This is a genomic window from Massilia agri (assembly GCF_024753255.1).
In the GTDB taxonomy this organism is placed as follows: Bacteria; Pseudomonadota; Gammaproteobacteria; order Burkholderiales; family Burkholderiaceae_D; genus Telluria; species Telluria agri.
This window is the reverse complement of the sequence record NZ_JANUHA010000015.1, coordinates 94,943-107,359: the sequence shown is the minus strand read 5'-3', so window position 1 is coordinate 107,359 and position 12,417 is coordinate 94,943. Positions and strand designations below refer to the sequence as shown.

The window sequence follows — 12,417 nt, the reverse complement described above, 5'->3', positions numbered from 1 at the left end:
ACTGTCGATCCCCCGGATTTTCGATTAGCATTTCAGGTTTCCCGCAGACGGACGAGGACCACCCATGAGTAAATACACCCTGAACATCAACGGCAAGACGCAGGCCGTCGATGTCGAACCGGATACGCCTTTGCTCTGGGCGCTGCGCGACACGCTCGGCCTGGTCGGCAGCAAGTATGGCTGCGGGCTCGGCCAGTGCGGCGCCTGCACCGTGCACGTCGACGGCGTGCCGGCGCGCTCCTGCGTGCTGCCGGTGTCCAGCCTCGGCAAGCAGAAGATCACCACCATCGAGGGCCTGGATGCCAATGCCCGGCATCCGCTGCAGCAGGCCTGGCAGGAACTCGACGTGCCCCAGTGCGGCTACTGCCAGGCCGGCCAGATCATGACGGCCTGCCACCTCCTCAAGCAGCATCCGAAGCCGAGCGACGCCCAGATCGACGAGGCGATGGCGGGCAATCTGTGCCGCTGCGCCACCTACACCCGCATCCGCGCCGGCATCCACCGCGCGGCCGAGATCGCCGCCACTGGAAAGGGCAAGAAATGAAGCGCACGCTCCCGTTTTCGGCATCGCGCCGCGGCTTCCTGCGGGCCGGCAGCGTCGGCGCCGCCTTCATGCTCGGCATGTCGGCCGAAGGCGCCCTGGCTGCCACAGCCCGCGCCGCCGGCGCGCCTGGCCCGGAATTCGTCCCGAACGCCTTCATCCGCATCGGCCGTGACGGCCGCGTGACCCTGACCTCGAAGCAGCCGGAGATCGGCCAGGGCATCAAGACCTCGCTGCCCATGGTGATCGCCGAACAGCTCGAGGTGCCCTGGCAGCACGTGCGCATCGTGCAGGGCGACCTCGATACGGCAAGGTTTGGTTCCCAGGGTGCGGGCGGCTCGACTTCGACCCCGACCAACTACGAGAACTTCCACCGCCTCGGCGCGGCGGCTCGCATGATGCTGGTGCAGGCCGCCGCCGAGACCTGGGGCGTGCCGGTCGCCGAATGCGCGGCCGAGCAAGGCGCCGTCGTCCACGGCAGAACCAAGCGCCGGCTGGCCTATGGCGCGCTGGTGGAGCGCGCAGCAAAGCTGCCGGTGCCGGAAGCATCGCAGGTGGTCCTGAAAGACCCGGCCAGCTACACCCTGCTGGGCACCCGCGTGGGCGGCGTCGACAATGCCGCCATCGTCAGCGGCCAGCCGCTGTTCGGCATCGACGTGCGCCTGCCCGGCATGCTCTACGCCGTGTACGCGAAATGTCCGGTCTTCGGCGGCAAGCCGCTCAAGGCCAACCTGGGCGCCATCAAGGCCATGCCGGGCGTGAAGGACGCCTTCATCATCGAGGGCACGCCCAACCTGAACGGCCTGCGTCCGGGCGTCGCGATCGTCGCCACCTCGACCTGGAACGCGATCCGCGCCCGGCGCGCACTCGAAGTCGAATGGGATGAAGGCGAAGCCGGAGGTCACAGCTGGGCCGACTTCACGGCCCAGGCGAAGGCCCAGGCAGCCAGGCCCGGCGCCACCAGCGTGCGCAGGGACGGCGACGTCGCGGGCAGCCTGGCCAAGGCGGCCAAGGTGGTCGAAGCGGCCTACAGCTACCCCTTCATCTCGCACGCGAGCATGGAGCCACAGAACTGCACCGCCTGGTTCAAGCCGGCGGAAGGAACACTGGAACTGTGGGCGCCGACCCAGAACCCGGGCGCCGGCCAGGCCCTGGTGACGTCGACCTTCGGCATCCCGAAAGAGAAGATCCAGCTGCACATCATCCGCAGCGGCGGCGGCTTCGGCCGGCGCCTGAGCTCGGACTTCATCGTCGAGGCGACCGCCATCGCACAGAAGGTCGCGGCGCCGGTCAAGCTGACCTGGACCCGCGAGGACGACCTCCAGCACGACCACTTCCGCCCGGGCGGCTTCCACTTCCTGCGCGGCGGCGTCGATGCGAACGGCCGCGCCGTGGCCTGGCACAACCACTTCGTCACCTTCGCCAACCGGGTCGAGCGCGAAGGCAAGAGCATCCTGCAGCCGGGCAGCGGCGGCAACCTGTCGGGCGACGAGTTCCCGGGCCGCTGGCTGGCCAACTGCCAGCTGGAGCAGACCGCCCTGGAATGCCGCGTGCCGATGGGCCCGTGGCGCGCGCCGGGCAGCTGCGTGTTCGCCTGGGTCTTCCACAGCTTCATCGACGAGCTGGCCCATGCGGGCGGGCGCGACCCCTTGGCGTTCCGCATGGAGCTGCTGGGCGACCGCGACATCGTGCCGGGCACCGGCGAGCGGGGCCAACCTTATAGCGTGGCGCGCATGAAGAAGGTGTTGCAGGTGGCGGCCGACCAGGCCGGCTGGGGAAAGAAAAAATTCCCGCGGGGCCAGGGCCAGGGCATCGCCTTCCACTTCAGCCACCGCGGCTATGTCGCGCAGGTGGCGGAAGTGACGGTGTCGAAGGACGGCAAGCTGAAGGTGGACCGGGTGGTGGTGGCGACCGACATCGGTTCGCAGATCGTCAACCTGTCGGGCGCCGAGAACCAGGTCGAAGGATCGGTGATCGACGGCCTGTCGACGATGATGTACCCGGCCCTCGACATCGAGAAGGGCCGCATCGTGCAGAGCAACTTCCACGACTACCCGCTGCTGCGCATGCCGGATGCGCCTGCGAAGATCGAGATGCACTTCGTCAAGACCGACTACCCGGTGACCGGCCTGGGCGAACCCGCCCTGCCGCCGCTCGCGCCGGCCGTGTGCAATGCGATCTTCGCGGCGACCGGCAAGCGCGTGCGCGAGCTCCCGCTCAGCAAGACGGACCTGAGCTGGAGCTGATTTGCAGCGTAATCAGTGACGGTGCGCGGGGTCGTTGTCCTGTGCGCCGTGGTACGCGAGGATGGAGGCGGCTTTTTCCAGCCGCCCCTCCTCGGCCGTGACGGTGACGACGCACTTGCCGATCTCCAGCCCCGGCGTGTACACGTCCTTGTAGTCGGTGCCGCCCTTCACCGCCGGCGAATCGCCCACCGTAAAGTTGGCCTCCGAAGGGCCGGCTTCGTCGCCGGTGTGGCTGATCTCGATGCCGTCCCGGTCGAAGCCGGCGTCCAGCAGGGCCTGGCGCGCGCGCTCGGCGTCCTGCACGCTTTCAATCACTCGTACGAGCTGCTGTTTCATACTGCCTCCATCGATGCCTGTTGCTGTCCACCGTAACAGAATCGGCATCACGCCGGCGCTCGGCTCGGGTGCGCTCGCCGGAAAGATTGCCGGCGTCGATGGGAGCGCATACACTCGGGATGAGCTCAACCCTTCCCAACGCCATGGCCCCTGACCACGCGACCGTCCGCGCCCAATTCAATCCCCTGATCAAGCCCTTCCTGGTCGTCAAGATCGGCTGCGCGATGATGTGCACCATCATCGGGATTCCCCTTGCCATCGTCTGGTTCCTAGGCGTCGGCCGCTGGTGGGCCCGGCATTATTTCGACCGGCTCGAATGCCAGATGGACGAGCGCAGCATCCGCTTCCGCAAAGGCATCCTGGTCACGCTTGAAAAGACCATTCCGCTGGAGAACATCCAGGACGTGACTTTCGTGGAAGGCCCGATCCTGCGGCGCTTCAACCTGAGCACCCTGAAGTTCGAGACCGCCGGCCACAGCGCCGGCCAGGCCTCGGACATGCAGCTGACCGGCATCATCGATGCCCAGGCTTTCCGCGCGCAGATCATCGGGGCGCGCGAGGCCTTGCGCCATGCGCCCAGGATCGACGAGGACGACGCCCAGCTGCGCGTGCTGCGTTCGATCGAAGCGAAGCTGGACGAGATCGCGCAGCTGCTCCGCGCGAAAGCCTAGGGATTCGCGGCGCTCTCGCGGATCAGTTCCAGATAGCGTCGCGCCGCAAGCCCCAGCGGCCGCTCGCGCGACCAGACGATGTCGATCACGAGGCGGGTATCGCGGCTGGCGTTTTCGAAGGCGATCTCGACCAGGCTGCCGGCGGCGATCACGGGCTGGACCAGGGCGCGCGGCAGCACGGCCCAACCCAGGCCCGACTGCACCAGATTGAGCGTCGCGAGCTGGTTATCGGTCTTCCAGACCTGGCGCGACAGGATGAAGCGGCAATCGACCGGCTCCGCGACGCGGCTGGTCATGGCGATCTGGCGCAGTTCCAGCATGTCTTCGACCCGCAGCGCCGTCGACTGGCGCTCACGCGGCAGGAAGCCGGGCGCGGCGACGGCCACGATGACGTCGCTGCCGAGCTGCAGGAAACTCTCGCGTTCGTCGAGGCGCTCCCGTTCGAACACCAGCGCCAGGTCGGCGCCGCCCGCGTGCAGCAGGCGCAAGGCGTCAGGCTGCGGGACCGAGACGATCGCGATCTCCAGCGAGGGATATTCCCGGCCGAGCGCCGCCAGCGCCGGCGTCCATGGCGCGGCGATCAGTTCCGGCGCCACGGCGAGGGTGAGCCGGCGCTCCAGGCCCGCGTGCAGGGCGAGCGCATCGGCCCGCAGCTGGCGCAGCTGGCTCGCCAGTTGCCGGGCGCGCGGCGCCAGTGCCCGCGCGGCCTCGGTGGGCGTCGGCTCGCGCGTGCCGCGGTCGAACAGGCGCAGGTCCAGTTCGGCCTCCAGCTGGGCGATCGTCATGCTGACTGCAGACGGCACCCGTCCAAGGACGCGCGCCGCCGCGGAGAATGACCCCTGGTCGAGGACGGCAAGGAAGACGGTGATGTTATCGCTCGTAAACGCCATGACCTGTGAAAAAGACTGATAGGAGCCGACTTTATACCGCAAGACTTCCAGCCTAGACTAGACTCCCTTCATCGCTTCGAAAGACAGACATGGCACACCGCACGCCGCAAGACCTCGTCCTTGACTACATCGCGGCCTACAACGGGTTCGACCTCGACGGCATGGCCGCCCTGCTCTCGAGCGATATCCGCTTCGAGAACCATTCGGATGGCGCCCTCACCGCCCGGGCCGAGGGCCTGGCGGCGTTCCGGCAGCTTGCGGAACAGTCCAAAGCGCTGTTCTCCCAGCGCGAGCAGCGCGTCACCGGCTGGACGATCGGGGAGGATGCCATCGCCGTCGACATCGATTACACCGGAACGCTGGCGCGGGATATCCCCGGCGGTCCCGCCGCCGGCAACGTGCTCGCGCTCAAGGGCAGGAGCGAATTCGGCTTCGCGGAAGGGAAGATCACGCGGATCACCGACCGCAGCTGAGGGGCAAGCGCACTAATCGGGAACCACCGCCGTCACTTCGATCTCGACCCGCGCCCGCTCCTCCATCAGCCCCGCCACCTGCACCGCGCTCATGGTCGGATAGTGGCGCCCGATGACGTCGCGGTAGGCTGCGCCCAGGGCGGCGCCAGCCTCCAGGTATTCGCGGCGGTCGAGCACGTACCAGGTCATGCGCACGATGTGCTCCGGCCCGGCGCCCGCTTCGCGCAGCACGGCCACGATGTTTGCCAACGCCTGGCGCGCCTGGCCGACGAAGTCGTCGGTCTGGAAGCGGCCTTCGGCGTCCCAGCCGATCATGCCGCTCACAAAGACCTGGCGGCCGCTGGCGGCGATGCCGTTCGAGTAGCCTTTCGGGCGCGGCCACCCCGGTGGTTGCAGGATCTCCATCAGCTTCCCTCCTGGGCCAGTACTTCGCGGGCGATGATCAGGAGCTGCACCTCGCTTGCCCCTTCGTAGATGCGCAGGGCGCGGATTTCGCGGTACAGGGTCTCGACCGTTTCGCCACTGACGACGCCCTGGCCGCCGAAGAGCTGGACCGCCGCGTCGATGACCTGCTGGGCCGTCTCGGTGGCGGTCAGCTTGGCCATGGCGGCCTCTTTCGTCACCCGCTTGCCGTGGTCACGCATCCATGCCGCGCGGTAGGTCAGCAGCGCCGCGGCGTCGATACCGGTCGCCATCTGCGCCAGCCTGGCCTGGGTGAGCTGGAAGTCGGCCAGCGTCTTGCCGAACATCGCCCGTTCGCGCGCACGCCGCAGGCCTTCGTCCAGGGCCCGGCGCGCGAAGCCGAGGCCGGCCGCCGCCACCGAGGTGCGGAACACGTCCAGCGTCGCCATCGCGACCTTGAAGCCCTGCCCCTCTTCGCCGATCAGCTTCGCCGCGGGCACCCGGCAGCCCTCGAAGCGCAGGCGGGCGAGCGGGTGCGGCGCGATCACGTCGATGCGTTCGGCGATCGTCAAGCCGGGCGTATCGGCATCGACGATGAAGGCCGAGATGCCGCGCGAGCCCCGTCCGCCCTCCCCGCCACCGTCGCCCGTGCGGGCGAAGACGACGTAGAAGTCGGCGATGCCGCCGTTCGAAATCCAGGTCTTCTCGCCATCCATCACATAGTGCTCGCCTTCGCGGCGGGCGGCACACTGCATCGCCGCGACATCGGAGCCGGCCTGCGGCTCGGACAGGGCGAATGCGGCGATCGCCTCGCCGGCCGCTACGCGCGGCAGATAGTGTTCCTGCTGCGCGGCGCTGCCGAACAGCGAGATCGCCCCGCTGCCCAGGCCCTGCATGGCGAAGGCGAAATCGGCCAGGCCGGCGTAGCGCGCCAGGGTCTCGCGGATCAGGCAGATGGCGCGGGTGTCGATGGCCTGCCCTTGTCCACCGATGGCGTGGCGCAGCCAGCCGCCGCGTCCAAGCAGGGCCACCAGCGCACGGCAGTCCGCGTCGACGTCGGCGCCATGCGCGTGCCGGAGATGCTCGCCGGCCCAGGCATCCAGCGCCAGGGCCAGTGCGCGATGGTGGGGCTCGAAGAAGGGCCAGTCGAGGTAGTCACGGTCCGCCATCTCAATCTCCCTCGAAGCGCGGCTGGTCCTTGGCCACGAAGGCGTGGTAGGCCCGGTGGAAATCATTGGTCGCCATGCAGATGGCCTGGGCCTGGGCCTCGGCCTCGATCGCTTCGTCGACTCCCATGTTCCACTCCTGCTGCAGCATCTTCTTGGTCATGCCATGGGCGAAGGTCGGGCCATTGGCCAGGGTGGCGGCGAAAGCCTGCGCCTCCGCCAGGAGGTCTTGCGGCTCGCAGAGGCGGTTGAAGAAGCCCCAGCGCTCCGCTTCCTCGCCCTTCATGGCGCGGCCGGTGTAGAGCAGTTCCGCCGCCCTTCCCTGGCCGATCACGCGCGGCAGCAGGGCGCAGGCGCCCATGTCGCAGCCGGCCAGGCCGACGCGGGTGAACAGGAAGGCCGTCCTGCTGCGCGCGGTGCCGTAGCGGATGTCCGAGGACAAGGCCAGGATGGCGCCGGCGCCGGCGCACACGCCGTCCACGGCCGCCACGATGGGCTGCGGGCAGGCGCGCATCGCCTTCACCAGCTCGCCCGTCATGCGGGTAAACGCGAGCAGGCCCGGCATGTCGAGTTTCGTCAGCGGGCCGATGATCTCGTGCACGTCGCCGCCCGAGCAGAAGTTTTCTCCCGCGCCCGAGATGACGATCGCCTTGACGTCGTCGGCGTAGGCGAGCGCGCGGAACAGCTCGCGCAGCTCGGCGTAGGAGTCGAAGGTGAGCGGGTTCTTGCGCTCGGGGCGGTTCAAGGTGATGGTCGCCACCCGGTCCTGGACCTGGTACTGGAAATGGCTGGCCTGATAGGCGGCCAGGCTGGTGCGGTTGCCCGGCAGCCGGTGCGATTCGCCCGGTAGGTAATGCATGGGTGTGCTCCTGGATTGAATGGGTCAGCCCTCGAGCAGGCGCGCGGCCAGCTCCTGGGGCGAGAGGCCGGCATTGGCCGCCTGCTGCTGGCGCTCGCGCTCGAGGTTGCGCTCCAGCTGGCTTTTACCTGCGCGGTACTGGCGCGGCCAGCTCGCGCCGCCGTAGCCGATGCGGGCCGCTTCCAGCAGGGTCCAGGCGGGATTGGCCAGGTGCGGGCGTGCGACCGCGCACAGGTCGGCGCGGCCGGCGGCGATGATGCTGTTGACGTGATCGGCCTCGTAGATGGAGCCGACCGCGATGGTCGCAATAGCGGCCTCGTTGCGGATGCGGTCGGAGAACGGGGTCTGGAACATGCGCCCATAGACCGGCTGTTCGTCCTTGCTGACCTGGCCCGAGGAGCAGTCGATCATGTCCGCGCCCGCCGCCTTGAACAGGCGCGCGATCTCCACCGCGTCGGCGGGCAGGATGCCGCCTTCGACCCAGTCGTGGGCCGAGACGCGCACGCTGACCGGCAACGCGGCCGGCCAGACGGCGCGGATCGCGGCGAACACCTCGAGCGGATAGCGGCAGCGGTTCTCCAGGCTGCCGCCGTATTCGTCGTCGCGGTGGTTGGTCAGTGGGGAGATGAAGCTCGACAGCAGGTAGCCGTGGGCGCAGTGCAGTTCGAGCCAGTCGAAGCCGGCGCTGGCAGCCGCTTCGGCGGCGCGCACGAAGTCCGCCTTGATTCGATCCAGGTCTTCGCGCGTGGCGGCGCGCGACCACTGCGAGACCCCGGCCAGGTACTGCTGCCTTGAAGCCGACACCAGCGGCCAGTTGCCTTCGACGAGAGGCTGGTCGATGCCGTCCCACATCGGCCGGGTCGAGCCCTTGGCGCCCGCGTGGCCCAGCTGCACGCCGATCTTCGCATCGCTGTTGGCATGCACGAAGTCGACGATGCGCTTCCAGGCCGCCGTGTGTTCGGACGTGTAGAGCCCGGGGCAATTCGGCGTGATGCGCGCGTCGCTCGAGACACAGGTCATCTCGGCCATCACCAGGGCCGCGCCGCCCAGCGCCCGGGCGCCCAGGTGCGCCAGGTGGAAGTCGCCGACAAGGCCGTCCACCGCCGAATACTGCGCCATGGGCGAGACGATGACGCGATTCTTGAGCAGCACCTCGCGCACGCGCAAAGGCGTGAACATGGGCGGCGTCGGGCCGGGCGGCGCCGGCACGCCCGCCTGCGCCGCGGCTCGGCGCGCGAACCAGTCCTCGAAGCCGGCGATGTAGTCCGGGTCGCGCAGGCGCAGGTTCTCGTGCGAGAGGCGCTGGCTGCGCGTGAGCAGCGAATAGGCGAACTGCTCGGCCTCCATGGCGCCGTACCTCGCCACGTTCTCGAACCATTCCATCGAATTGCGCGCCGCGCTCTGCAGCTTGAGCACCTCGACGCGGCGCGCCGCCTCATACCTTGCCAGGGCATCTTCCAGCGGCTGTCCCGGGTCGTCGAGGCAGTTCGCCAGCTCGATCGCGTCTTCCAGCGCCAGCTTGGTGCCGGAACCGATCGAGAAATGGGCGGTGTGGGCCGCGTCGCCCATCAGGACCACCGGCACGCTCCGCCCATCGACCTCCTCAAAGTGCACCCAGCGCCCGCAGGCGATGCGCGGGAAGCGGATCCACATGCCTGATCCGCGCAGGTGGGCCGCATTCGCCATCAGCGCGTGGCCGTCGAGATGGCGCGCGAACAGGCGCTCGCAGAAGGCCAGCGCCCCGGCCTGGTCCATGGCCTCCAGTCCCGCGGCCTGCCAGGTCTCTTCCAGGGTTTCCACGATGAAGGTCGAGGTCTCGCCATCGTACTGGTAGGCGTGGGCCTGGAACCAGCCGTGCTCGGTCTCTTCGAAGGCGAAGGTGAAGGCGTCGAACTTCTTGCGGGTGCCGAGCCAGACGAAACGGCAGTGGCGGCGCTCGACCTCGGGCTGGAAGACCTGGGCGTGGCGGCTGCGGATGGCGCTGTTGACGCCGTCGCAGGCCACGACCAGGTCGGCGCCAAGGCTGCGCGCCAGCTCGGCTTCGTCCCTCACCTCGGTCTCGAATTCCAGGCGCACGCCGAGTTCCAGGCAGCGCTCCTGCAGCAGGTTGAGCAGGCGCTTGCGCCCGATGCCGCAGAAGCCGTGGCCGCCGGACGTGACGGTGCGGCCCTTGAAGTGGACGTCGATGTCGTCCCAGTGGTTGAAGGACTGCAGGATGGCGCGCGCGCTCGCTTCGTCGGCGCCCGCAAGGCGGCCGAGGGTCTGGTCCGAGAACACCACGCCCCAGCCGAAGGTGTCGCTGGGCCGGTTGCGCTCGACGACGGTGACGGCATATCCGGGATGACGTTTCTTGGCCAGCAATCCGAAATACAGGCCGGCCGGCCCGCCGCCCACGCACACGATGTTCATTCACGCTCCTTCAGGTCTTCCCCTCCTATATTACCGCGCCAGATAGTTTAAGTGTCAAGGAATTGACCGGCGTGCAGCAATACAGCTTTCGCCTTGTTTAGTACAATAGAGAAACGTCTGCACCTTTCGGGTGCATCCGCCACCCACCGAGAACCGAATGAGCTCCTTGATTCCGCGCCTACGCCTGAAGAGCCTGCGCAGCCGGCTGATGCTGCTGGTCGCCCTGGCCATCACGCCGATCGCCGTGATGACGGTGCTCGGCGGAATGCGCGAGCGCGAGGCGGCGATCCGCGCCTCCGAGGAAAACCTGCAGCGCCTGACCGCCCTGGCGTCGGCCAACGAGGCCCAGTCGCTCGAGCGTGCGCGCCAGATCCTGGTCGACCTGGTGAGCGTGCCCGACCTGTTGGGCCCGACCCCACGCTGCAACGCCCTGCTGGCGGACGTCCTGGACCGCAACGAAGGCTACGTCAACTTCGGCCTGATCCGCCTCGACGGCGAAGTCACCTGCAGCGCGGTGCCGATGCTGCACCCGGTGAACCTGGGCGACCGGCGCCATTTCCGCCGCGCGATCGCGGAACGCCGCTTCATCGCCGGCGACTATGTGTTCGGGCGCGTGATCCGCAAGCACACGATCAACCTCACCTACCCCGTCACCGACCGCAGCGGCACGGTCGTGGCGGTGGTGTTCTCGGCCATGGACCTGGCCGGCCTCGACACCTATGTGAACGAGATCAACCTGCCGCTCGGCTCGGTCCTGGCGACGGCCGATTCCGGCGGCACCGTGATCTCGCGCCGGCCGGACCCCGAGCGCTGGTTCGGCCGCAAGATCGCCCCCAGCCTGGAGGCGGCCATGCGCGCTCCCTCGCACCGTCCGGTGGTCGTGGTCGGCGAAGACGGGGTCGAACGCCTGCACGCGTTCGCCCGGGTCGGCGGGCCCTCGCTGTCCGAATACACGGTGACCATCGGCGTGCCGCTCGAAACCATCACGGCCGCCGCGCGCGAGGCCCAGCTGATGTCCCTGCTGGGACTCGCGGCCACCACCCTGCTGGCCCTGCTGGCGGCCTGGCTGGCCGGCGACATCCTGATCGTGCAGCGCGTGCGCAAGCTCATGGACACGGCGCGCCGCATCGCCGCCGGGGACCTGCAGGCGCGCAGCGGCATCGCCTATGGCCGCGAAGAGATCGGCCGCCTGGCCGCGGCCCTGGACGAGATGGCCGCCACCCTGCAGGCCAAGGAAGCGGCGCGCAGCCAGGCCGAGCGCGAGCTGCGCGCGGCCGACCAGCGCAAGGACGAGTTCCTGGCCATGCTGGCCCACGAGCTGCGCAACCCGCTGGCGCCGATCAGCACGGGCGCCCACCTGCTCAAGCTCCTGCACTCGGACAATGCCCAGATCACCCAGACCTGCGCCATCATCGCGCGCCAGGTCGAGCACATGACCAGCCTGGTCGACGACCTGCTGGACGTCTCGCGCGTCACGCGCGGCCTGGTCTCGCTGTCGACCCAGGTGCTGGACCTGCGCAAGGTGGTGGACGACGCGGCCGAGCAGATCCGCCCGCTGATCACGGCGCGCCGCCACCAGGTGGTGCTCGACCTGCCGGACGGCCCGGCCAGCGTCAAGGGCGACCACAAGCGCCTGGTGCAGGTGGTCGCCAACCTGCTTGGCAACGCCACCAAGTACACGCCGGAGGGCGGCCACATCCGCCTGCAGCTGCGCCTGGAAGCGGACAAGGAATTCGTGATCGAAGTCCGTGACGACGGCATCGGCATGGAGCCGGCCCTGGTCGAGCGCGTATTCGAACTGTTCACCCAGGCCGAACGCACGCCGGACCGCTCCCAGGGCGGCCTGGGCCTGGGCCTGGCGCTGGCCAGGAGCCTGGTCGAGCTGCACGGCGGCAGCGTCAGCGCCACCAGCCCGGGGCTTGGCCTCGGCAGCACCTTCACGGTGCGCCTGCCGCGCTTCACCCAGGCCGTCGAGTCGCCGCTGGACGCCGCCGTGCGCGAGGCGGCGCTGGTCTCGCGCCCGCTGCGGGTGCTGGTGGTGGACGACAACCTGGACGCCGCCCACACCCTCAACCTCTACCTGGCCGCCGCCGGCCACCGCGTCGAGATCGCCTACAACGGGATCGACGCCCTCAAGCTCGCCCGGGTCTTCGCGCCCCAGGTCTGCCTGCTCGACATCGGCCTGCCCGACATGGACGGCAACGAGCTGGCGCGCCGCCTGCGCCGCCTTCCCGAGACCGCCGGCGCCACGCTGGTGGCGGCCACCGGCTACGGGCGCCAGCAGGACCGCGAAGCCGCCGCGGCGGCCGGCTTCGACCACTACATGGTCAAGCCCGTCAATACGGTGCAGCTGAGCGAGCTGCTGGCCCGCGTCGCCGCCGCGGACACGCCCGCGCCCCGCTAGCTTCGCTTCGCCTATCATCG

At 69.1% G+C, this 12,417-nt stretch carries 11 protein-coding genes; 5 read left to right on the top strand and 6 right to left on the bottom strand.

What is annotated here, in order from left to right; genetic code table 11:
- Positions 1-64 precede the first annotated feature (64 nt).
- The gene (locus NX780_RS19130; RefSeq protein WP_258829474.1) at positions 65-544 is read left to right on the top strand and encodes a (2Fe-2S)-binding protein; all 480 of its coding nucleotides are present in this window, start codon (positions 65-67) and stop codon (positions 542-544) included.
- Positions 541-2,787, top strand: a complete 2,247-nt coding sequence (locus NX780_RS19125; RefSeq protein WP_258829473.1) for a xanthine dehydrogenase family protein molybdopterin-binding subunit — start codon at positions 541-543, stop codon at positions 2,785-2,787. The genes NX780_RS19130 and NX780_RS19125 overlap by 4 nt, the downstream gene beginning before the upstream one ends.
- Positions 2,788-2,799: 12 nt before the next feature.
- Here NX780_RS19125 and NX780_RS19120 read toward each other — a convergent pair whose 3' ends face one another.
- A complete protein-coding gene (locus NX780_RS19120) occupies positions 2,800-3,123 on the bottom strand; it encodes a hypothetical protein (protein WP_258829472.1) in 324 nt (107 codons plus the stop codon).
- Positions 3,124-3,242: 119 nt separating this feature from the next.
- Here NX780_RS19120 and NX780_RS19115 point away from each other — a divergent pair, with 119 nt between their 5' ends.
- Entirely contained in the window at positions 3,243-3,794 is a 552-nt protein-coding gene (locus tag NX780_RS19115) for a PH domain-containing protein (RefSeq protein WP_258829471.1), read from the top strand.
- Here NX780_RS19115 and NX780_RS19110 read toward each other — a convergent pair.
- Positions 3,791-4,684, bottom strand: coding sequence for a LysR family transcriptional regulator (locus tag NX780_RS19110; protein WP_258829470.1), 894 nt, complete (start codon positions 4,682-4,684; stop codon positions 3,791-3,793). The two genes, NX780_RS19115 and NX780_RS19110, sit on opposite strands and share 4 nt — an antisense overlap.
- Positions 4,685-4,773: 89 nt before the next feature.
- Between NX780_RS19110 and NX780_RS19105 the strand changes: the two genes are divergently transcribed.
- The gene (locus tag NX780_RS19105; RefSeq protein ID WP_258829469.1) at positions 4,774-5,157 is read left to right on the top strand and encodes a nuclear transport factor 2 family protein; all 384 of its coding nucleotides are present in this window, start codon (positions 4,774-4,776) and stop codon (positions 5,155-5,157) included.
- 12 nt (positions 5,158-5,169) lie between these two features.
- Here NX780_RS19105 and NX780_RS19100 read toward each other — a convergent pair whose 3' ends face one another.
- From NX780_RS19100 to NX780_RS19085, 4 genes are read right to left on the bottom strand one after another with little or no spacing between them, the layout of a single operon-like run.
- Positions 5,170-5,562, bottom strand: coding sequence for a RidA family protein (locus NX780_RS19100; protein WP_258829468.1), 393 nt, complete (start codon positions 5,560-5,562; stop codon positions 5,170-5,172).
- On the bottom strand, positions 5,562-6,728 hold the full coding sequence (locus tag NX780_RS19095; RefSeq protein WP_258829467.1) for an acyl-CoA dehydrogenase family protein: 1,167 nt from the start codon (positions 6,726-6,728) through the stop codon (positions 5,562-5,564). The genes NX780_RS19100 and NX780_RS19095 overlap by 1 nt, the downstream gene beginning before the upstream one ends.
- 1 nt (position 6,729) lies before the next feature.
- On the bottom strand, positions 6,730-7,584 hold the full coding sequence (locus NX780_RS19090; RefSeq protein WP_258829466.1) for an enoyl-CoA hydratase family protein: 855 nt from the start codon (positions 7,582-7,584) through the stop codon (positions 6,730-6,732).
- Between the two features lie 24 nt (positions 7,585-7,608).
- Positions 7,609-9,993, bottom strand: coding sequence for a bifunctional salicylyl-CoA 5-hydroxylase/oxidoreductase (locus tag NX780_RS19085; protein ID WP_258829465.1), 2,385 nt, complete (start codon positions 9,991-9,993; stop codon positions 7,609-7,611).
- A gap of 157 nt (positions 9,994-10,150) precedes the next feature.
- Between NX780_RS19085 and NX780_RS19080 the strand changes: the two genes are divergently transcribed.
- Positions 10,151-12,397 carry a hybrid sensor histidine kinase/response regulator gene (locus NX780_RS19080; RefSeq protein ID WP_258829464.1) on the top strand — a complete coding sequence of 749 codons (2,247 nt, stop codon included), beginning with the start codon at positions 10,151-10,153 and terminating at the stop codon, positions 12,395-12,397.
- The last annotated feature ends 20 nt before the right edge of the window (positions 12,398-12,417 follow it).

Excerpts from the sequence above, each read along its gene's own strand:
- NX780_RS19130 (WP_258829474.1), top strand. The coding sequence starts at position 65 with ATGAGTAAATACACCCTGAACATCAACGGCAAGACGCAGGCCGTCGAT.
- NX780_RS19125 (WP_258829473.1), top strand. The coding sequence starts at position 541 with ATGAAGCGCACGCTCCCGTTTTCGGCATCGCGCCGCGGCTTCCTGCGG.
- NX780_RS19120 (WP_258829472.1), bottom strand. The coding sequence starts at position 3,123 with ATGAAACAGCAGCTCGTACGAGTGATTGAAAGCGTGCAGGACGCCGAG.
- NX780_RS19115 (WP_258829471.1), top strand. The coding sequence starts at position 3,243 with ATGAGCTCAACCCTTCCCAACGCCATGGCCCCTGACCACGCGACCGTC.
- NX780_RS19110 (WP_258829470.1), bottom strand. The coding sequence starts at position 4,684 with ATGGCGTTTACGAGCGATAACATCACCGTCTTCCTTGCCGTCCTCGAC.
- NX780_RS19105 (WP_258829469.1), top strand. The coding sequence starts at position 4,774 with ATGGCACACCGCACGCCGCAAGACCTCGTCCTTGACTACATCGCGGCC.
- NX780_RS19100 (WP_258829468.1), bottom strand. The coding sequence starts at position 5,562 with ATGGAGATCCTGCAACCACCGGGGTGGCCGCGCCCGAAAGGCTACTCG.
- NX780_RS19095 (WP_258829467.1), bottom strand. The coding sequence starts at position 6,728 with ATGGCGGACCGTGACTACCTCGACTGGCCCTTCTTCGAGCCCCACCAT.
- NX780_RS19090 (WP_258829466.1), bottom strand. The coding sequence starts at position 7,584 with ATGCATTACCTACCGGGCGAATCGCACCGGCTGCCGGGCAACCGCACC.
- NX780_RS19085 (WP_258829465.1), bottom strand. The coding sequence starts at position 9,993 with ATGAACATCGTGTGCGTGGGCGGCGGGCCGGCCGGCCTGTATTTCGGA.
- NX780_RS19080 (WP_258829464.1), top strand. The coding sequence starts at position 10,151 with ATGAGCTCCTTGATTCCGCGCCTACGCCTGAAGAGCCTGCGCAGCCGG.